This window comes from Pseudaeromonas sp. HNCC25DJ182 (assembly GCF_055413365.1).
On record NZ_JBVAYG010000004.1, the window covers coordinates 48,240 to 69,280 of the forward strand.

13 protein-coding genes are annotated in these 21,041 nt (G+C 54.6%); 7 read left to right on the plus strand and 6 right to left on the minus strand.

Translation table 11 applies throughout. The features are described 5' to 3' along the window. Nucleotides 1-137 precede the first annotated feature (137 nt). From ACZYUB_RS04845 to ACZYUB_RS04860, 4 genes are all read right to left on the minus strand, one after another. The gene (locus tag ACZYUB_RS04845) at nt 138-626 is read right to left on the minus strand and encodes a GNAT family N-acetyltransferase (RefSeq protein WP_463945992.1); all 489 of its coding nucleotides are present in this window, start codon (nt 624-626) and stop codon (nt 138-140) included. A 50-nt stretch (nt 627-676) separates the two neighbouring features. Next, entirely contained in the window at nt 677-1,366 is a 690-nt protein-coding gene (locus ACZYUB_RS04850; protein WP_463945993.1) for an alpha/beta family hydrolase, read from the minus strand. A gap of 168 nt (nt 1,367-1,534) precedes the next feature. Next, nucleotides 1,535-1,849, minus strand: a complete 315-nt coding sequence (locus ACZYUB_RS04855; RefSeq protein ID WP_463945995.1) for a DUF2846 domain-containing protein — start codon at nt 1,847-1,849, stop codon at nt 1,535-1,537. A 137-nt stretch (nt 1,850-1,986) separates the two neighbouring features. After that, nucleotides 1,987-3,180: a class I SAM-dependent methyltransferase gene (locus ACZYUB_RS04860; protein WP_463945997.1), complete on the minus strand. Its 1,194-nt coding sequence runs from the start codon at nt 3,178-3,180 to the stop codon at nt 1,987-1,989. 240 nt (nt 3,181-3,420) lie between these two features. Here ACZYUB_RS04860 and macA point away from each other — a divergent pair, with 240 nt between their 5' ends. Genes macA through ACZYUB_RS04875 form a run of 3 tightly spaced genes read left to right on the plus strand, consistent with a single transcriptional unit; the run spans nt 3,421 to nt 8,050 of the window. Beyond that, nucleotides 3,421-4,620, plus strand: a complete 1,200-nt coding sequence (gene macA, locus ACZYUB_RS04865; RefSeq protein ID WP_463945999.1) for a macrolide transporter subunit MacA — start codon at nt 3,421-3,423, stop codon at nt 4,618-4,620. 3 nt (nt 4,621-4,623) lie between these two features. Next, a complete protein-coding gene (locus ACZYUB_RS04870; protein ID WP_463946001.1) occupies nt 4,624-6,621 on the plus strand; it encodes a MacB family efflux pump subunit in 1,998 nt (665 codons plus the stop codon). After that, complete coding sequence (locus tag ACZYUB_RS04875; protein WP_463946003.1) at nt 6,614-8,050, plus strand: efflux transporter outer membrane subunit; 1,437 nt, start codon at nt 6,614-6,616, stop codon at nt 8,048-8,050. Before ACZYUB_RS04870 ends, ACZYUB_RS04875 begins: the two co-directional genes overlap by 8 nt. A gap of 89 nt (nt 8,051-8,139) precedes the next feature. Here ACZYUB_RS04875 and ACZYUB_RS04880 read toward each other — a convergent pair whose 3' ends face one another. Both ACZYUB_RS04880 and paeA read right to left on the minus strand, forming a co-directional pair. Further along, complete coding sequence (locus ACZYUB_RS04880) at nt 8,140-9,420, minus strand: amidohydrolase (protein WP_463946005.1); 1,281 nt, start codon at nt 9,418-9,420, stop codon at nt 8,140-8,142. Between the two features lie 14 nt (nt 9,421-9,434). Next, nucleotides 9,435-10,745, minus strand: coding sequence for a polyamine export protein PaeA (gene paeA / locus ACZYUB_RS04885; protein ID WP_463946007.1), 1,311 nt, complete (start codon nt 10,743-10,745; stop codon nt 9,435-9,437). 462 nt (nt 10,746-11,207) lie between these two features. On the opposite strand from paeA, the gene ACZYUB_RS04890 reads away from it, so the two are divergent. The 4 genes from ACZYUB_RS04890 (at nt 11,208) to ACZYUB_RS04905 (ending at nt 20,929) form a co-directional block, all read left to right on the plus strand. After that, nucleotides 11,208-14,432 (plus strand): diguanylate cyclase, encoded by a 3,225-nt coding sequence (locus tag ACZYUB_RS04890; RefSeq protein WP_463946008.1) that lies wholly within the window; start codon nt 11,208-11,210, stop codon nt 14,430-14,432. An 88-nt stretch (nt 14,433-14,520) separates the two neighbouring features. Beyond that, nucleotides 14,521-15,207: a 7-carboxy-7-deazaguanine synthase QueE gene (gene queE / locus ACZYUB_RS04895; protein WP_463946010.1), complete on the plus strand. Its 687-nt coding sequence runs from the start codon at nt 14,521-14,523 to the stop codon at nt 15,205-15,207. 140 nt (nt 15,208-15,347) lie between these two features. Further along, nucleotides 15,348-16,286, plus strand: coding sequence for a GGDEF domain-containing response regulator (locus tag ACZYUB_RS04900; RefSeq protein ID WP_463946011.1), 939 nt, complete (start codon nt 15,348-15,350; stop codon nt 16,284-16,286). Beyond that, complete coding sequence (locus ACZYUB_RS04905; protein ID WP_463946013.1) at nt 16,283-20,929, plus strand: PAS domain S-box protein; 4,647 nt, start codon at nt 16,283-16,285, stop codon at nt 20,927-20,929. The genes ACZYUB_RS04900 and ACZYUB_RS04905 overlap by 4 nt, the downstream gene beginning before the upstream one ends. Nucleotides 20,930-21,041: the final 112 nt, after the last annotated feature.

Sequence of the window (21,041 nt, forward strand, 5' to 3'; positions counted from 1 at the left end):
GCTACTAATGCCAAAGGACTAAATTATATATATTTTATCCGGCCCATGTCGCACTTTTCTAACGACCGGAAGCAGACGGGATGGGCGCAGTTTGGCCGCCAGTTGGGGAGAATGGTGCTGTCACGGGGAATACCGGCTTAGTCGCTCACGGAGTGAGCAATATTCTTCGCCATATTAAAGCCGGTGATGGCAAATCCGAGCTCTTGATAGAGTTTGCAAGCGCGTTGATTGTGATAGGCCACTCGTAGTTTGAGCTGTTGAATGCCGAGCGGTTGCAGTTGTTGCTCCAACGCAACCATAGCCTGCTTGCCAAAACCCTGACTTCGATAGGGCGCTTCCACATACAAGTCATAGATAAATGTCGAGTGATCGGAACTATTGATGGCGTGCCATAAATAGCCAACCCGGCAGATCTGGCCGGCAATCTCGGCATCCAGACACAGCAGAGAATGGTCCTGGCTCGTTGGACCGGCAGGGAAATAACGCAGCAGGTCACGCTTGGCTAATTCAATAGCCAGCGCTTTGGAGTGACCATAATTTTCGACCAGCTCCTCGCTATAGTCGGCGATAAAATAATCACAATAAGCAGGAAACTCTTCCGGCAACATGGGTCTGAGTCTAAGCATGAATATCTCCTACGACACTTGTCGCGTGAATGGGTCGAACGGCGCTACCGCTATGGACGGAGTTGGGAGGGACAGATCATGCTAATGATTTTTTCCACAATCGAATCCGCCGTTTGATCATCGATATTGAAATTATGGTCAGTCTCGAAAAATGAAAGTTCAACCCGCGGACTCAGCATATAACGCTTCGGGACATCCAGGCCACCATATTCATCCTGGGCGCCCTGAATAATAAGCATGGGCGTATTGATCGCGGACAAATGCAAATACCGTTCTGGCTCATCCGGTTGTTCAGGATGTTTAAATGGATAACCCAAACAGATAATCTGTTTTAGTGCCATCTTGTCCGCGATAAGGGATGAGACCCGTCCACCGGATGAGCGCGATAAAACGGTCACGCAGTCGGCTATGCCGAGTTCCCGAATGCGCTGTTCCAGATAGTTACAGCGGCTCTCGATAGCTTGTTTTTTGCGGCGAAAAAGATAGCTGAAATAAGATGGGTGAAGCAGTGCATAGAATAACTGTACGATTCGTAAATTAAAGGTTTTAATCCATGCAGGGAGTGTGGATATTTTTTGTTCGAGCCGTCGCAGTTGATAAATGACGGCTCCTGCCGGATCCTCCCAATAGATCTCGATAGGTGTCTTGCGGAGCCTGGTCAGTAGTTTCTGGTTCAAGGCTTCGTCTTTCTGCCAATTATCACGGCCAACCAACAGCAGTGCGAGTGTTTTGCGGGGCATGATATCCCAGAAGAGGCGTTATCAATCGATACGGCGCATTGTAATGGAGAGCTGAAGCAAGTGCGATGGTTAGAGGGGCTGTTTTAGTATTCAATCATTAGAATTTCCAATGAATGGCGCATCAATATATGCGCCATCCACGAGTTTGAAATTGTTATTGGCTAACAATCAACTTGGATTCCTGAACACCTTTTTTCCTTGAAAATCACTCACCACGGATAATTTTGTTCTGGCATATAACACACCCATTTTAACTTCTTGCCATACATATGTGAGTGTGCCTGGCTTGGCATCGACTTCGATGGTGTCAGTATTTTCAGACTTTGATGTGATACTGTGTTTTCCGGGAGTCACTTCTTTGTAAATAAAGGTATGCGCTGCAGTTTGCCCTACCAGCGCACCATCAATCAATACATCCATCTTCACTCCAGCACCCATACCTTCATTACGGAAGATATAAAGTACTGCTTTATCTTGGGCCACGGTAAAATATTTGAATGATATTGGATTTGAATTTAACGGGATCCATGCTGTGCCATTAAAAGCGAGACTTCGTATATCGTGTTACATGAAAAAAGCCCGCGAAGAGTCGCGGGCTTTTAAGCTGAATCACGGCGGGGTTACAGCACGCGGACGACCAGGCCCTTGAGGTAGAAACCTTCCGGGTAGGCGACTGAAATCGGATGATCGGCCGCCTGGCCCATGCGCTCGATGATCTGCGCTTCGCGGCCGGCATCCAGTGCAGCATCGGCGACCACTTTCTGGAACAGATCCGAAGTCATCAGGCCGGAGCAGGAGAAGGTCAGCAAGATGCCGTTCGGATTCAACAGCTGGCAGGCCAGCAGGTTGATGTCCTTGTAGCCACGGCAGGCGCCTTCGAGTTGGGTTTTGCTCTCGGCAAACTTCGGCGGATCCAGCACTATCATGTCGAACTTGTCGCCTCGCTCGCGGCACTCGCGCAGCATTTTGAACACGTCCTGCTTAAGGAACTGGGCCTTGCCCAGATCCAGCTGGTTGAGCTCGGCATTGCGACGGGCCAACGCCAGGGCGGGGTCTGACACATCGACGTTGACCACTTCGCTGGCGCCACCTTGCAGGGCATAGACACCGAAACCACCGGTATAGCAGAAGCAGTTCAGAACCTTGCGGCCCTTGGCATAGCGGCCGGCAATGGCGCGGTTATCCCGTTGGTCCAGATAAAAGCCGGTCTTGTGGCCGGTCTTGATATCGATGGCAATTTTGACGCCATTGTTCTCTTCGATCACCAGCTCATCCGGTGGCGTTTCGCCATACACCACGCCTTGGCGCTCGCTCAGGCCTTCTTTTTTACGCACCGGCACATCGGAGCGTTCGTACAGGCTGCACTCGGGGAACAGTTGCTTGAGGGCATCAAACAGCTGTTTCTTGTGGAATTCAGCACCTGCGGAGAGCAGTTGGCAGACCAGAAAATCGTTGTAGCGGTCGATGATGATGCCGGGCAGGCCGTCGGACTCCGCGGCGACCAGACGGTAAGCCGACAGTCCTTGCTGCTCGATCAGGCTCTGACGACCGGCTTGGGCGGCAGCCAGACGACGGACGAAGAAATCGGTATCGATCTGCTCGCTACGGGTAAAAGTCCAGACCCGGATGCGGATCTGGGATTCCGGAGACCAGGCACCACGCGCTAACCAGCGGCCATCATTGCTGAAGACTTCGACCGGGGCGCCGTTGTTCGGTTTGCCTTTGACATTCTCGATGGCCTTGGAAAAAACCCAAGGATGACGGCGTAAAAGGGACCGCTCCCGCTCTTTTTGCAGGTAAACGAAGGTGCTCATGGGATTCTCTCAGGACAAATGCAGATTAAGGGCGCACATTTTAGTGCTGCCGACGACAAAAGGGAAATGGCTGCGCCAATAACTCTACTGAATATTGCAGATTCCATACAATTTGTTGAATTGCTTGCACTATGCAAAATCTTGTAAGGTTCCTTAGAGGTCCGACCGCGGCTATTTATCATGCACGGCGTTGAAATTTACGCCGTATGGGCGGTTAGCAATGATGAGTGAGGAGAGGGGATGAAATCCTGGGTACGGCGTTATCGTGGTCGCTTGGTGCTGTTGGTCATGGCCGCCGGTTTAGTGTTCTGGTGGGGCATGCCGCTGGTGTTTCCACCACCGGTCGAATACATGACGGTGCCGGTCAGCCGTCAGGATATCCGCGAAACGGTACTGGCGACCGGCTCCCTGGAAGGGCGTAAACAGGTCAACGTCGGCGCCCAGGTTTCTGGTCAGCTCAAGCAGCTCAAGGTCCAGCTGGGTGATACTGTGATTCAGGGACAACTGCTGGCCGAGATTGATCCGGTGATCCAGCAAAATGATCTGCGTGATGCCCAGGCCGCGCTGGATAATGTGCTGGCGCAAAAACAGGCCAAACAGGCGCTGCTGAAACAATATACCGCCAACCTGCACCGCCAGCAGACGATGCGCCATCAGGATGCCAGTGCGGAAGCGGATCTGGAACAAGCTATCGCGAATGAAGCCCAGACCCGGGCTGAACTGCGGGCGTTGGATGCCCAGATCCGTCAGGCCCATATCAAGGTCGATACCGCCACGGCGAATCTCGGATATACCCGCATCAGCGCGCCCATGGATGGCGTTGTGATTGCCATTGTCACCGAAGAGGGGCAGACAGTCGTCTCTTCTCAATCGGCACCGACTATTTTGAAACTCGCCGATCTGGATACCATGACGGTCAAGGCGCAGATCTCGGAAGCCGATGTGATCCGGGTGCAACCGGGGCAGGCCACCAGTTTCACCATTCTCGGGGATCCGGATACCCGTTATCAGGCCACCATGCGCGCCATTGAACCGGCGCCAGAATCGGAAAGCTCGGACTCCAGCAGTACCACTACCAGTTCCACAACGACTTCGGCCATCTATTACAACGGCTTGTTTGATGTGCCCAATCCGGATCACAAGTTGCGCGTCTCCATGACGGCCCAGGTGGAAATCACTCTGGGCGAGAGCAAGCAGGTACTGGCGATCCCGCTGTCGGTGCTCGGTACTCGCCAAGCGAGCGGCCAATACGAGGTGCTGGTACTCGAAAAGGGGCAACCCCAACGCCGTCTGGTGACCCTGGGGCGTAAAGACAGCGTGAATGTAGAAATTCGTGCCGGCTTGCAAGAAGGGGATCGGGTCGTCATGGGCGACAGCATGAGTGCCGCCGCCGCGCAAGCCAGCTCATCCGAACGGCGTGGCCCGCCACCCCGGGGGTAACTGATGACACAGCCGTTACTCCAGCTGGAAAATCTGGAACGCTGCTTCCTCAGCGGTGAAGAGGAAGTGAGTGTGCTCAAGGCCATTAACCTGAGCATCTATCCGGGCGAACTGGTGGCCATTATCGGTGCCTCCGGCTCCGGCAAATCCACCTTGATGAATATTCTCGGGTGTCTGGATCGGCCCACCCGGGGCGATTACCGGGTGCGAGGGCAATCGACTCGTGACCTGTCGGTGGACGATCTGGCGGCGCTGCGGCGTCATCACTTCGGCTTTATTTTTCAGCGTTACCATCTATTGCCCCATCTGGATGCGGTGGGCAATGTGGAGATCCCGGCTATTTATGCCGGTGACGACAAGCCGCAACGCCATGAACGAGCCAGCCAGTTGCTGAGCCGATTGGGATTGGCAGATCGGCTCGGGCATACCCCGGGGCAGCTCTCCGGTGGTCAGCAGCAGCGGGTCAGTATTGCCCGGGCACTGATGAATGGTGGCGATGTGATCCTGGCGGATGAACCGACCGGGGCGCTGGATAGTCGCAGCGGACAGGAGGTGATATCCATCCTGCGCGAACTGCATGCCCAGGGACATACGGTGATCCTGGTGACCCATGATCCGCAGGTGGCAGCCCATGCTGAGCGGATCATCGAAATCCATGATGGCGAGATCATTGCCGATCGCCGTCATCAACCCGAGCAGGCGCAGCAACCACAGAAACCTCAGGCGGAGTCGACGCCCGGCAGTGCCAGCAAGCGGGATGCGGTCGGCACCTCACAGCCACACCGTCAGCACTGGCGAGCCCGCTGGGGACAGTTCAGCGAAGCCTTCAAGATGGCCGGAATTGCCATGGCATCCCATCGCATGCGTACCTTGCTGACCATGCTGGGGATCATCATCGGCATTATGGCGGTGGTCAGCGTGGTGGCATTGGGGCAGGGAGCTCAGCAAAAAGTGGTCAATGACATAAGCTCCATCGGCACCAACACCATCGATATCTATCCGGGCAAAAGCTGGGGTGACGAGCGGGCGGCGGCCATCGAGACCCTGGTGCCCGCCGATCTGGTGGCTTTGCAAGCCCAAGTCTACACCGATAGCGTGACCCCGAGTCTGAGCAGCAATCAGATCCTGCGCTATGGCAATATCACGGCGAACGGCTCGATTGGCGGTGTCGGCGAGCAATATTTCCGCGTGCGCGGCTATACCGCAGCCCAGGGAGTGCTGTTTAGCCGCGAGGATGTTCAGCAACAAGCCCAGGTGGTGGTCATTGACCACAACACCTGGAAGAAATTCTTCCCCCATGGCGAAAATCCGCTGGGGCAGGTGATGCTGCTCGGGAGTTTGCCCTGCCGCATTATCGGTGTCACAGCAGAGAAAGAGAGCCCGTTTGGCAACTCCGATAGCCTGAATGTGTGGATCCCCTATACCTCGGCCATGAGTCGTCTGTTGGGGCAGAGTTATTTCAGCTCGATTACGGTGCGGGTTAAAGAGGGGATGTCGAATGCGATTGCCGAGCAGGGGATCCTCAAGCTCCTGACCCAACGGCATGGGGTGCAGGATGTGTTTACCAACAGCAGTGACAGCATCTTGAAGACGGTGCAGAAAACCACCGGCACCCTGACGCTGCTGATTTCGGCCATCGCCGTCATTTCCCTGATCGTGGGCGGGATAGGGGTGATGAATATCATGCTGGTATCCGTCACCGAGCGGACCCAGGAGATCGGCATCCGCATGGCGGTAGGGGCGCGACAGAGCGATATCCTGCAGCAGTTCCTGATCGAGGCGGTGCTGGTCTGCTTGTGTGGCGGCGCCCTCGGCGTGCTGTTGTCGCTGGGGATCGGCGTTGTCTTCTCCTGGTTTGTCCAAGTCATGAGCATGGTGTTCTCGTTTTCCTCCATTCTGGTCGCCGTATTCTGCTCGACGCTGATTGGTGTGCTGTTTGGCTATCTCCCGGCGCGCAATGCGGCGCAACTTGATCCGATTGAGGCGTTAGCTCGTGAATAAATCAACATTGACCCGACATGTGTGCCGGCATCCGCTGGCGCGGCTGATCCCGATCTGTCTGGGACTACCTCTGCTACTGAGCGGTTGCACGGCGCTGCGTTCTGATTATCAGCGCCCCGCCATGTCGATGCCTGCGCAGTGGCAGCAGCAGACCACCGCCACTAGCAGCTCTATCCGGCAGAGTGAACCCTGGTGGCAGGCGTTTGCCGACCCGACCCTCAATCATCTGATTACCGAGGTACTGGCTCGGAATAATGATCTGGCGGTCGCCGGTATCAAACTGCGCAAGGCCCGCCTGCAGGCCGATTTGACGGCCACGAACCGCACACCGGATCTGGCCGTCAGCGCCAGCTCCCAGAGCTCGCGCCCCTTAAGCTCGGGCGGTAACTCGACGCAAAGCCATACGGTCCAGGCCTCGGTCAGCTATGAGCTAGATCTCTGGGGGCGCCTGGCCAGTAGCCGCGATGCTGCCCGCTGGGAGGCCGAGGCGACGGCGCAAGATAAGGCGGCCACCGAGTTGAGCCTGATTGGCACCACAGCCCAGCTCTATTGGCAAATTGCTTATCTGCACCAAAGCCTGACCCTGGGGGAAGCCAGCCTGCTCGATACCCGTCGGGCACTGGAACTGGCGCAGCTAAAACATCAAGCCGGTGCGACCGACGGTCTGGATCTGCTGCAAGCCGAGCAGGATCTGGCCACTCAGGAGGCCAGTCTGACTCAGACACGGCAACAACTCACGGCTCAGCGCCATGCATTAGCCATCTTGTTTGATGCGCCTCCTGAGCAGCGGCAGGCCGAGCGTACCAGCCTGAATGGCGTTGTGCTGCCGCAGCCCCAGGCGGGAGTCCCGGCACAACTGCTAGCGCGTCGACCCGACTTGCAGGCCAGTGAATATCGGCTGCGATCCACTCTGGCCAGTGGTGATAACACCCGTCTGAGCTTGTATCCGGTGTTGTCATTGACCGGCAGTGCCGGCGGGCAAAGTACCGATTTGAGCCAGGTTCTTCAGGATCCGGTCGGTACACTGGGTGCCGGATTGAGTTTGCCCTTCGTCAACTGGAACCAGCAGCAGTTGAATGTGCAATTGGCCAATGAGGAGTACGCCCAGGCGGTGGTGGAATTCCGACAGTCGCTGTATCAGGCACTCTCCGATGTTGAAACCGCGTTGGCGGCTCGTGAGCACTATCAACAACAACAAGGCTATCTGGCTCGGGCCCTGACGCTGGCGGAGCGCAGCGAGCAACTGGCCGAGGTGCGTTATCGGCAGGGCGCCACCGGGGTGCAGGAGTGGCTCGACGAGCAGGAGAAACGCCGCACCGCCGAGCTGGCATTGGCGGGCAATCTGCGGGATCAGTTAAATAACCAGATGACCTTGTTCCAGGCCTTGGGCGGCGCCGAGCAGCCCGCGTCGACTACCTCCGGCTCCTAGCCCCGGACGTCCGGTTTCTTCTGCTGGTTATCGGTAGAAATAAAAACGCCTGGCTCATACCAGGCGTTTTCATGGGTTGTTACCGACGATTAGGCGGCGGACTCTTCCGGCTCGAGGGGCTCCGGCGTCAGATGATGACAGAACAGGGCATCCAGCAGCTCCAGGCCCCGCTCTAGCGCCTCCTCATCGAAATCGAAGAGGTTGGCATGATGGCCAGCACTGAGTGTTGCCCCCAAGACCAGATACGCGGCCTGACCACCATTCTTTTGTACCCGCTCCAGCAGAAAACCGGCGTCATCACTGGCACCAAACGGCCGGTTATGGATGACGTTGAATCCCAACTCACTGGCCACCAAGGTCACGGTATGGACCAGGGCGGGGGAGTTGTGGATGGAGATCGCTTCTCCCTGACGGCGAATACGGTAATCGACCTCATGGGCGAGGGCGGTTCCCTGGACGATGCGCTGCACGGCCGAAAACATATAGTCATTCAGTTGTGCGGTAGCACCTCGTGTTTCCCCTTGCAGCAACGCGTAGGCAGGAACCACATTGCGCTCGCCATTACTGGTCAGTTGTCCAATGTTCAACCGTGTCATGCCATCGCGATGGCGCGGAATGGCCAGCATCTGGCCTACGGCTTGGCAGGCTGCGGCGAGGGCATTGGCTCCGGCGTTGGGCTCCAGTCCGGCATGGGCGGCACGGCCAATAAACTCCACATCAAATTTGGTGGAGCTCAAGAATCCATCAGGGCAGACCACCAATTCGCCGCTATCAGCATGGATCCCCAGATGGATGGCATAGAGTTGATCCACATCGTCCAGCTCGCCACCGGAAGCCAGGGCCTTACCGCCACGGCAGCCTTCTTCAGCCGGTTGGAAAATCAGCTTGATGCGACCACAGAGCTGATCTTTTTTCTCGGCCAGGAGCAACCCGAGCACCACGCCAAGCGCTGCATGACCATCATGCCCACAGGCATGCATCGAGCCTGGATTTTGCGAGACAAATCCGGCTTGGACCGGGTAATGGTTGGCCTGATCCGACTCCTGGAGATGGACCGCATCCAGATCAACCCGCAGTGCAACACAGGGGCCAGGGCGACCGGTATCCAGTTCGGCGATCAGACCGGTCAGGCTGATTTTATCCAGCCATACCGGATCCGCCCCCTGAGCCAGAGCCCGGGATTTTTCAAACGCCTCGTCGATATGACGCCCCATGACCGCCGAAATAGAGACAATCTGATCGCCGAGTTTGATCTGGTAACCGACATTGGCCAAGGCGGCGGCAATCAGACTGGTGGTGCGATACTCACACCAGGCCGTCTCGGGGAAACGGTGAAAATCACGCCGCCAGTGACTTAATAAAGCGTGCATGCAGGGCTCCGTGCTCAAGGTTGCTGATCCGTATCCATGGCTGCAGGCAACTGGGTTACCAGCAGTTGGTCAATCTTGTAGCTGTCGATATCGACCACTTCGAACTTATAACCGGCAAAGTTGACCGAATCGGTCCGTTTCGGGATTTTCCGCAAGGTATACATCATGAAGCCGGCTATCGTTTCGTAGTTTTCCGCCTCGGGGAACTCATCAATCGTCAAAGCCCGCATGACATCATCGATAGGTGCGGCACCATCGATGAGCCAGGAGTGTTCATCCCGCTTGACGATCTGCTCTTCCAGGCTGTGGGACGAGACCAGATCACCCATCAGCGTATTCATGACATCGTTGAGCGTGATGATACCCACCACCAGAGCATATTCATTCAGCACCACGGCGAAGTCCTGGCGGTTTGCCTGGAAGCTGTCGAGTGTTTCCGAGAGTGTCAGCGAGTCCGGGATCATCAAGGGGGCCTTGAGCAGACTTTCACTGCGCAGAGAAACACTCTGTTGCTGGATAATGCGCAGCAATATGTCCTTGGTATCGACAAAACCGATGACGTGATCGATGACATCCTCACACACCAGGAATTTAGAGTGCGGGTTATCGGCGATTTTCTGTTTAACCAGCTCTTCGTTGTCCAGTCGATCGAAGAAGATGATGCTGTCACGGGCCGTCATCGCAGAGGGAACTGTTTTGGTATCCAGTTCGAACACATTTTCGATCAGTTGGTGCTCCTGCTTGCGCAGGGCGCCAGCCTGGGCGCCAGCTGCAACCATGGCATACACATCATCCGGCGTGATCTCTTCTTTATGCTGGATGTGCATATTGAAGACGCGCAAGAACAGACTGGCTGAGCCATTGAACAGCCAGACGAGTGGACGAAACACCAATAGCAGCAAGCGCATCGGCTTGACGATCAGCATGGCAATCGATTCAGGCAGCATCATGGCAATCCGTTTAGGGATCAGATCCGCAAACAGGATGAACAAGGAGGTCACAATCGAAAACGATAGTATGAAGCTGACGCTACCGAGCAACGGCGGCTCCAGCCAGAACATCAGCAAATTGGAAATGTACGGCGTGAGTGCCGATTCGCCGATAATACCGGCCAGGATTGCCACAGCGTTCAGACCTATGGTCACCACAGTAAAGAAGTGGCCCGGGTGTAGTTTCAGATCCAGGATCTGTTGTGCGCTGAGATGCCCATCCTCAGCCAGTTGCTGCAGTTTCAGTTTGCGTGATGCCGCAAATGCAATTTCCGATGCTGTAAAAAACGCACTGGCAGCAATCAATCCAAGAATGATGAGAAGACTGGAAGTCATAATAGCTCTCGTAAGTAACGATCATACCGATGAGGAACCGCAGAATAGGCCTAGGATAGCATGATACAAGCCTATTTTGAGGATCTAGATTAACTTCGCATTATGTATATTATGTTAAATTGGATATGTGAATCCATAGCTCCCACTTCATACTGGTCTCATCGCGTGATGAATTCTGACATGACGGTCGTTTTACTGCGCTATCCATCCTCAGGTTATCGATGCGGTTGTCATGGGTGTTATCCATCATCGTGGCCATCGAACATTAAGACCCAATCTCTTGCCGATGTTTGGAACTAAGTGGCTGGTTTAACACAGTTCTGAGACCCAGCTAACCATGATTCAGTTGGTGCAGCGAGTCCATTTGATCCACCCCGCGTTATTGAGTGAATTGTTTAGATGTTTAGTATCGGCAGCGCTTAACATAACCAGACACCCAGTTCTGCAAGGAATTTTTATCCAGTGAGCTTCAGATTCGATACCTGGTTGGACAAGCATTGGCTTCAAGCGTTGAACCAACGAGGTGATTGTGTCTTTGTGCATTCTCGAGCCGGCGCCTTATTGCGCGCCGTACTGGATGACTACTGCCTCCAGCGTAATCTATCGCCACTGCGGTGGCGGATGACCGAACATGACGCCGCCGAGCCCTACTCGCCTCTATTACCCTTACTGCGCAGTTTGATGCATCGCAATAAGATGAGTGTCGCTGCGGCTCTGGATGCGCTGCAGCTCAATGGCATCGAGCGCAGTCTGCTGGCGGACTACTTTACCGGCCGTGAACTGATGCGGGTTGAATTTCCACTGCCCGACGATCTCTTCTTTCAATCGCGCCGCATTCGCTCCTTGTTGCTGCGTCTGTTGTCGTTGCTGACAGCCGATGCGCCACAACTCTTGCTGGTCACTGGTGTTCAGTTTGCGGGGCCGACCACCCTGAAGCTGCTCGAAGAGCTGATTCAGTCTTCCCATGATGGCAAGTTTTTATTGGTGATTGGCATTGATCCCAGCTACCAACATAGCGATGAGAGTCACCAGCAGTTGTGGGAGCAGTGGGTCAGCCTGATCGATAGCAGTGGTATCGTCTATCCCCATGCGTTTGATAGCACCCCTGCACCTTTCATGCAGTGGCCTGGGCTTGCCGATCTCGGTACCCAACATGACTATGCTGCACTCGCTCGCTGTGAACAGCTCCTGGATCTGCTCTGTTTTGATGAATCGGTAGTTGCCACCCGAAAGTTGGTCCAACGCCTGGATCGGGGCGAATTTGACCAGGATGGTCACTATAAATGGCAGGTTTTGCTCTGTCTGGGGCGTGCGCAACTCTATTGTGGGGAGCACGAAGAGGCGATCGCAACCTTCGATCGGCTGCTGGAACAAGCCCAAGTCGCCAACCATTCCGCGCACCTGTGCATGGCGTATCGGGAACTGGCGATGGCGCATATCTTTCGCTCCGATTTGACCACGGCGGTTCGCTATAGCCAGCTCGCGGTCAAGCTCGGCAGTGCGCAAGAGGACGAGTTGCTGCAGACTCAGGCACTGTTTTGTCATTTTGTCGCCTGCGACAAGGCAAATATTCCATTCGGTTTGGGACGCCTGCGACAACTGTTGCAACTACTCGATAGCCACCAGATGGTCAGCGGCCGGATCTATGTGCTGCGCAATATTTTTGCCCAGGTTCCTTTTGAAGAACAGCTGGATCATGACTCGGCGCTGGATTGCTCTATCGAGGCGATCCGACTGGCGCATCACTATGCCTATCAGGCCGATTTAGCGGCGGCGTTTCAAAGTCGCGGGGTGATTTACAGTCAGCTCAATCGCTATCGGCGCGCTCTGCGCTGTTTCCGCATCAGTGAACATTTACGCGAACAACTGAATGTGCCCGGTGAATTGGCCCGCATCCGAAATGGCATCGGCTATATGCTCTGCCAGCGCGAAAACTACACCGAAGCCCACCGCTACTATCTCTCGGCACTCAATACGGTGCTGAGGCTGAACGATTTTTCCGAAATCACCATCAGCTTGTATAACCTGGCGTGGCTCTATGCCGAGGTGCAGGAAAATAGCAGTGCTTCCCTGGTTCTCAATACCCTGCGCGAGATGCTGCGCATTCGTGGTACTACCTATTTCCCATTTCGCAATCTGCACGACGTGTTGCTGCTGCAAGGCGTCATTCACCTGCATCAGGGGGAATGGGTGCGCGCCGAGCAGGACTTGGAGCGCAGCTACAATCTGGATATTCAGGTTTCTGCCGAAGGCAAGTTCATGCGACCGCTGTTGAAGGCGCTGCTGGAGGCTCACCAACGCAATTTTTGTCAGGCTTTGATCGAACTGGAGGAAGCGACCGAGGTCTGCGCGTTGGAAAATGACCTGACGGTCCATCACCAAATTCTGTTGCATGAAGCGGCAATTCGCATCCATCGCCAACTGACCGACATCGATGCCGCCTATCGTCACCTGCGTCAGGCCATCCAGCTGTGCGGCCATTATCAGTTGCCAACCAGCCGACAACGCATCCTCTGCGCCTGGCGCTTGCATGTGATGCCGAAGGTGCATGACATGCTATCGCCACCCAAATTGGAGTTGGATCAACTGCTGCATCTGGTCAGCCAGGAGCAACGGATGAATCAGTTGTGGCAGCGGGTCCATGAAATGCGGCTACTGGCAACTCTGCAGCAGCTAGCTGTCGATATCGAGAGTGAACAGGATATCTCCGCCGAAACGTTGCGGCTGATCTGTACCCATTTCAACGCGCAAGCCGGATTTTTGCTGGTCAATCACGAGCAGAAAATCTACGAGCTGGCGCAATACAGCCAGGTGCCGGATAACCAACTGGATAGCCGGACCTTGAGTGACTGGTTAGGCAACCACGCCACGACCCGCCTGTTGTTCAACGGCGAAGTTCCCACCGCCAAGCAGGCGTTGCGTTTTTCTTCGGTGCTGTGTCATCCCCTGCTGGAGGGACAACGCCAGATCGGGGAGATGATCCTGCTGACCTTTGCCGATAGTGCTCCACTCAACAAGTCCGATCGGGATACCCTGCAATTCATCGGCAACCAGTTAGCCGGTCAGTTGGTGAACTTGCGCCAGCGCCGACAGCTGATCGCCCTGAGCTCCACCGATGCGTTGACCGGACTGAGCAATCGTCAGAAATTCCAGACCCTGCTCCGGCAAGAGCTAAAGCGGGTCTCCCGCTATGGCACCGAGGTCCCCTACCTGTCGCTGGCGTTCATTGATTTGGATAACTTCAAGTATTACAACGACACCTTTGGTCACGACACCGGTGATCAACTGCTGCGCTGGTTTGCTGATTTATTGCGCGACACGCTGCGGGATTTTGATGTGGCCTGCCGTTGGGGGGGGGACGAGTTTCTGGTGATGTTCCCGCATACCAAATCCAGCGAGGCCATGATCGCCCTGCTTCGGCTCATCGAATCGTTGAACGCATGTGAAGGCTACGCCACGGCGCTGTCCGACTATCTGGGGCATACCGTGCAACTGCCGCAGGAACATTGGTTGAGTTGTTCGATCGGTGTCACCGACAGCACCCACCTGCTGGATCCACTGGATGATGCCGAACTGCTGCAAAATGCCGACCAGATGTTGTACGAAGTCAAACGCAATGGCAAAGGCCACGCGTTGCAGACCCAGGCCAACCGATCCCGACGGACGACAGACCTCATCATTAACTAATTGCAACTTTACAAATGTTGGGCGTTTGCTACCCTGCGCCCCCATTCAGGCAGGGTTTCGGCTGCCGTTGTTACTGCGAGCGTGAGCCATGCCACACCAAGAGCTGATCTACCCCATCAATGAAATCTTCCAAAGCATTCAGGGCGAAGGTTATTTCACGGGCCAACCGGCAATTTTTATCCGTTTACAAGGGTGCGATGTCGGCTGCTCCTGGTGTGATACCCGTCATACCTGGGTTGTGGATCCGGCCCGCGAAGTGGTCAGCGCCCAAATCCTCGATCGCTCCAGCAACTCGGATTGCTGGGCCAGCATGACGACCGAGCAACTCTGCAAGTCGCTGCGGGATCTCGGCTATACCGCACGCCATGTGGTGCTGACAGGGGGCGAGCCTTGTCAATATGATCTACGGCCCCTGAGCCGTGCCTTGCTGGAGCAAGGTTATCAGGTGCAGATCGAAACCAGTGGCACCACTGAAATCTTGGCCGATGCCGGTTGCTGGGTCACGCTATCCCCGAAGATTGGCATGAAGGGCGGCTATACCGTCCTCGACAGTGCCCTATTGCGTGCTCAGGAGATTAAACACCCGGTGGCCATGGAAAAGCATATCCACGATCTCGACCATTTACTGGCCCGCTGCCAGCATGGTGCGGGCAAAGTCATCTGCCTGCAACCGATCAGTCAGCAACGTCGAGCCACCGAGTTGGCCATCCGGATCTGCATCGAGCGAAATTGGCGCTTATCCGTGCAGATGCACAAATATCTGAATGTCGACTAGAGCGATCCCGCTCATAACCTGCATCAAACTTATCTCACTTAATGGCGATTGCAGTATAGAAACATCCTGTTTTTGTTAGCGATTTGTTGATCCGTCACCTATAAATTTGAACATGGATCGCGACAGCCCGGGATCATTCCTTGGAACTGGAATCACACTGTGTCTCGTCCCGCCTGCTTCTGGTGGATGACAGTCCAACCAATTTACGCTTCCTTGCCCATGTCTTGCATCATATGGGGGAGCTGTTCTTTGCCACCGACGGCCCTAGCGCGCTGCAAATCGCGCGCGATAAGCAGCCGGATCTGATCCTGCTGGATGTCGAGATGCCGGGTATGAGTGGTTATGAGGTGTGCCTGCAGCTCAAACAAGATCCTCTGCTGGCCGATGTCGCGGTTATCTTTGTCACCTCTCATCAAAGCATGGAACATGAGGTGCGGGCGCTGGAAGTTGGCGGTGTTGACTTCATCAGTAAACCTCTCAACCCGCCCATCGTTCGGGCACGCGTCCGAACCCATATGACGTTGAAACAGCAGTCCGACAAATTACGCCGTCTGGCCAACCGTGATGGCATGACCGGGGTCTTTAATCGGCGCGCGCTAGATGAAATTTTGAGTGTGGAATTTCGACGCCATATGCGCATCGGCGCGCCGCTGGGACTGGCCATGCTGGATGTGGATTTTTTCAAGCACTACAACGACTGTTATGGCCATCTGCAAGGCGATGATTGCCTGCGTCACATAGCCCGTACCATAGTGGCATCGACGCGTCGCCCCGCCGAGTCCGTCTGTCGCTATGGTGGTGAGGAGTTTATGGTGGTGTTGCCGAACTGTAATGCAGAGCAAACGCTGCAGTATGGCCATTGGCTGCTGGATCAGATCCACCGACTCGCCCTTCCCCACCAGAATTCAGACATCGGCATAGTAACCATCAGCGTCGGTTTGCACTCCCAGATACCGAATGAAACAACCAGCATCCCAGAGCTGATCCAACATTGTGATGAGGCACTCTATTGTGCCAAACACCGAGGGCGGGATCAGGTCTGCGTCTATCAGGCTGCGGATACAGGGGCTGACGCATGACACGTTGGCCATGGGTATTATTGAATCCAATTCCCGAGTCCTATCGTCACGCGATGCTCTATGGCCTGCTTTTTACGTTACTCAGTAGCGCCTGTTGGCAACTCGATGTTGCCAGCTATGTGTTATCTGCCAACTGGCTGGCGACCAGCATTGCGGTGGTGTTAATCCTGCATTCACCCAGGACAAAATCCCGGAGTATCACTCTCAGCTATATTATCGCCGTCGCGGTCGTGACTCTTGGATTGGCTCCCAATTTCTGGTTAGGCATGGGCTCCATCATCAGCAGTGTTGTCATTATTTTTGTGATGATTGGGTTATTCAGAAAATATAGACCGTTACATGAACAATCTGTCGGCCAGACCCTCTTGCTACACCTGATCCTGGGCCATGTTGCCGTGGCAACCCCCGCCGGAATAATCATCGGCGGCTTGTTTGCTGGATATTTTTATGGCAATCATGACATCCAGCTCTTACTTTCATCCTGGCTGTATAGCAGCCTTGGATTTTTGCTGTTATTAATCCCCAGCCTCAAGATCTCTCGCCAACAGCTATATGCCTTATCTCTAAGACAAGTTGTTTTCATTATAAGCCTGGTCGTTGCCTCCTGTATTTTCTGTTTGATTCTTGCTCATGTGTTTAATAACCCATTTATATTTGTTGTTATGTTTTTGGCACTCATTGCACTGTATTGCTCCGCATTTATTGTCAGCCTCTGGACGCTGGGGTCCTTGCTGTTGCTCTGGCTCTTATTGGACACTCACTGGATCCCGGTCCCTGAATTAATGTTCATCATGTCCCCCGCCGAGGTATGGACATCCAGTGTAGCCACGGCGTTTTTTTTACAGCTCATCAGCTTGTTAACCGAACTGATGAATAAAAATGCACTTCGCTTGCAGCAAAGCGAGGCACGGATGCGCGGGGCCCTGGAATTTGCGGCAACAGGTTTTGCTTTAACCTCCCAGCAGGGTGAAATTCTGGAGGCGAACGCCTGTTTATGCCGGATGTTGGGATATTCGCGCGAAGAGCTCAAAGGTTTGACCGCCTTTGAAATCAGTCATCCAGATGATCGACAGCGTTCAAAAATAAATCTGGAGGCGATCCAGCGTGGCGACATCGATCATTACGAGTTTGAAAAACGTTATTTATGTAAAGATGGTCATGCCATTTGGGTTAATGTCCGACTCTCTTTGCTCAATTATTCTCCATCCCAGCCCAAAGAGCTTATTCTTCAGGTCGATGATATTACCCATCACAAACAGGCCGAGAGCGAGCTGCAACATAAAGAGACCCGATTAAAGCTGGCCCTGGCAGCGGCCAACGCCGGAGCTTGGGAATGGGATCTGGCGGATTTGCAGACCTGGTGGGCCGATGAAATTTACAGCATTCTGCGTCTGAAACCGGACGACATTGAAGCGAGTCAGGAGAGCTGGCTGGCCCTTGTTCATCCCGAAGATCGACCCAGGGTTCAGGAGTGTATCCAGCACGCGATCACCCATGCGGCCGGGTATCGCGAAACCTATCGGATCGTCCGGCATGACGGTTCAACCGCCTGGATTGAGGATTACGCGGATGTCGAGCTTGATGCCAACGGGCAAGTCTGTCGCGTCTACGGTATCAGCCAGGATGTCACCGAACGTACCCTGATCGAGCTGGCCGTTCAGCACAGCGAGAGCCGACTTCGGGCGATCCTCAATTGTGCGGTAGATGCCATCATTACCATGGACAGCCAAGGCCGGATCCACTCGTTTAATCCGGCAGCGGAAAAAATGTTTGGTTTTTCGGCGAGCGAGGCGCTGGGTGAAAATATTACGCTGATCATTCCATCACCGCATAAAGAACGTCATCAAAGTTATTTGGAACGATATCTGAAAACCGGTGTGCCACATATTATCGGTCGGGGCCGAGAAATGATGGCACAGCAGAAGAGTGGTCATCTACTCCCGGTCGAATTAACTATTACCGAGGTGGAAAATCAGGGTGAACGTTTTTTCACCGGCATGCTGCGTGATATTTCCGCCCATAAGCAAGCAGAAGCAGCCTTGATTGCTGCGCGGAGTGAATTGCAAGGGGTAATTAATGCGGCTAGCGAAATATCTATTATTGTCACCAGCCAGGATGGAGTTATTACCTTATTTAATAGCGGCGCTGAGCGCATGTTAGGTTACTCAGCCAGTGAAATAGTCGGCAAGCGCACCCCCGTGTTATTCCATGATATGAACGAAATCGTCTCCCGCAGCATAGAGATAACACGGGAGACCGGAAAACCTATTACTGGATTCGCCACTATTATTGCTGAAGCGGTTCGCCTCGGATTTGAATCCAGGGAGTGGAGCTATATTCGTAAAGATGGTACGCGCTTGACGGTACTGCTAACCGTTACCCCTATCCGGGATGGGGATCAGGTTATCACCGGGTTCCTGGGCATTGCCAAAGACATCACCCCGTTGAAAATAACTCAGGCAGAGCTATATCGAGCCAAAAACCAGGCCGAACAGGCGAATAAGGCCAAGAGTGAGTTTTTGGCGAATATGAGCCATGAGATCCGTACACCGTTAAATGCGGTATTGGGGATGGCTTTCTTGCTGGAAAATACCTCATTGGATGCCAGTCAACAACAATATGTGAAAATGATCAGCGATGCGGGGCGTTCGTTGCTATTAATCCTCAATGATATCCTCGATTTTTCCAAGATTGAGGCCGGACGGATGGATATATCCCCTGTCGAATTCAGTCTGAATGAAATACTCAATAGCCTGGCCAGTATTATGTCGGTTAATGCCGCCGATAAGACACTTGATTTACTGATCTGCGTGCAACCCGATGTGCCGCATACCCTGATAGGCGATGGCATGCGACTGCAGCAGATCTTGATCAACCTGACCGGAAATGCCATTAAATTTACCCACCAAGGCACGGTGAGCCTGCATATTTCGCTGCTTCAATCCGGCACGGACGCAGTGACGTTGCGCTTTAGCATCCGGGATACCGGCATTGGCATGAGCCCGCAGCAGCAAGAACGATTATTTGCCCCCTTTACCCAGGCCGATAATTCGATGACTCGCAAATACGGCGGTACCGGCTTGGGGTTGGCCATCAGCAAACGGTTGGTCGAGCTGATGGATGGCACTATCGGAGTCAATAGCCAAGCCGGCTCGGGGAGTGAATTCTGGTTCTGTCTCCCCTTTATGCTCCCCCCCCAACCCGCCACCGATCCGTACCCGCTGAAGTCGCTACGCGTGTTGATCCTGGACGATCACCCGGTCGTGACGGAGGCGCTCAGCCTAGTGGTTCAGGCTCTGGGCTGGTGCGCAACCACGGCGAACACCCCGGCTGAGGCGGAAACCTTGCTGGATCAGGAGCCCTATGATGTCTGTCTCGGCTGTTGGCCCCTGACTACGACCGACAATCTGCAATTGTTGAGCCACACCGAGCATTGGCCGGATACGTTATTTATTGCCATATCCCGCCTGCAGCAAAAGGAGTCGCTGCGGCAACATCCGCTTGCCGCCAAACTGGCCGCAACTCTGGTTCAGCCGATCACCAGCGCCAACTTGTATCATGCAGTTCTTGATGTCCGCAGTCGCGGAGTTGGTTCAACGCACCTTCCCCTTCAATCACTGGCTCCCTCTAGCACAACAGCTCAGCCATTTGCCGGTCTGGTCATGCTGTTGGTTGAGGATAACGAGATCAACCAGCTCGTTGCCTGCCGGATCCTCGAGCAAGCCGGTGCCCGGGTCGAGGTAGTCAATAATGGTCAGGAGGCCGTTGCTCGACTGCGGCAGGACAATCCATTTGCCCTCATCCTGATGGACGTACAGATGCCGGTGATGGACGGCTACACCAGCACCCGGATCCTGCGCCAGGAGCTGGAGATCACCACGCCGATCCTGGCGATGACCGCGGGTGTGATGCGAAGTGAACAAGAAGAATGCCGACGCTGCGGCATGAATGACATCATCAGTAAACCACTGGATGTCCAGCAGATGTTTGCTTGTATCCAACGTCATCTGCACACCGCTAGCCATGCGTCGGGAACCCTGCCCCCTGCAAACCTGGCAGCCGCCCAGGCGCTTGACTTGGCCGGGTTGCGACAGACATTGGGCGATGATGACCAGTTGATCGCACGTCTGTTAATTCAGTTCCAGCAAGAAACCCGGCAGCTACATGCCCAGCTCAAGCAATATCTGGCCGACCATGATCAGGCGGAGGCGGCCCGCTTGATACATACCCTCAAAGGACACGCCGGTACTTTTGGCGCCGCCCGGCTGGCCAAACTCAGTCGCCAGATTGAGCAGGCCATTCGTGAGGAGCGCTCGGCTGAACAAGCCACCCTACTGCCGGAGCTGTTTGCCTCACTCGATGAGTTACACCACGCCATCACGCTGTGGCTGGCCGGACACGAAGACCAAGGTTACGAGGCTGAAGCCTTGAGCGAGCAAGAATTCCAGACAAAGCTGCGTCAGCTGGAGTCACTGCTTCAAGCGCAAAACCTCGCCGCATTGGACGTGTTCGCCGATCTTCGGCTCTCGCTGCTGCAACGGGGCAGCCTGCCCACCATCAATTCATTGATTGCGGCGATGGAAGCGCTGGATTTCAAATTGGCCTCACAATTGCTCCGTCAGTTAGTGCCCTACACCACCTGACCATTGATCTTCTCGCCTTTCGATCTGAACGCCAGCCACGAATGTGAGCTTGCCCCAGTTTGTTCTTGCACATACCAAGCGAGTTTATTCGTGCTCCCCTGGGCCAATAATT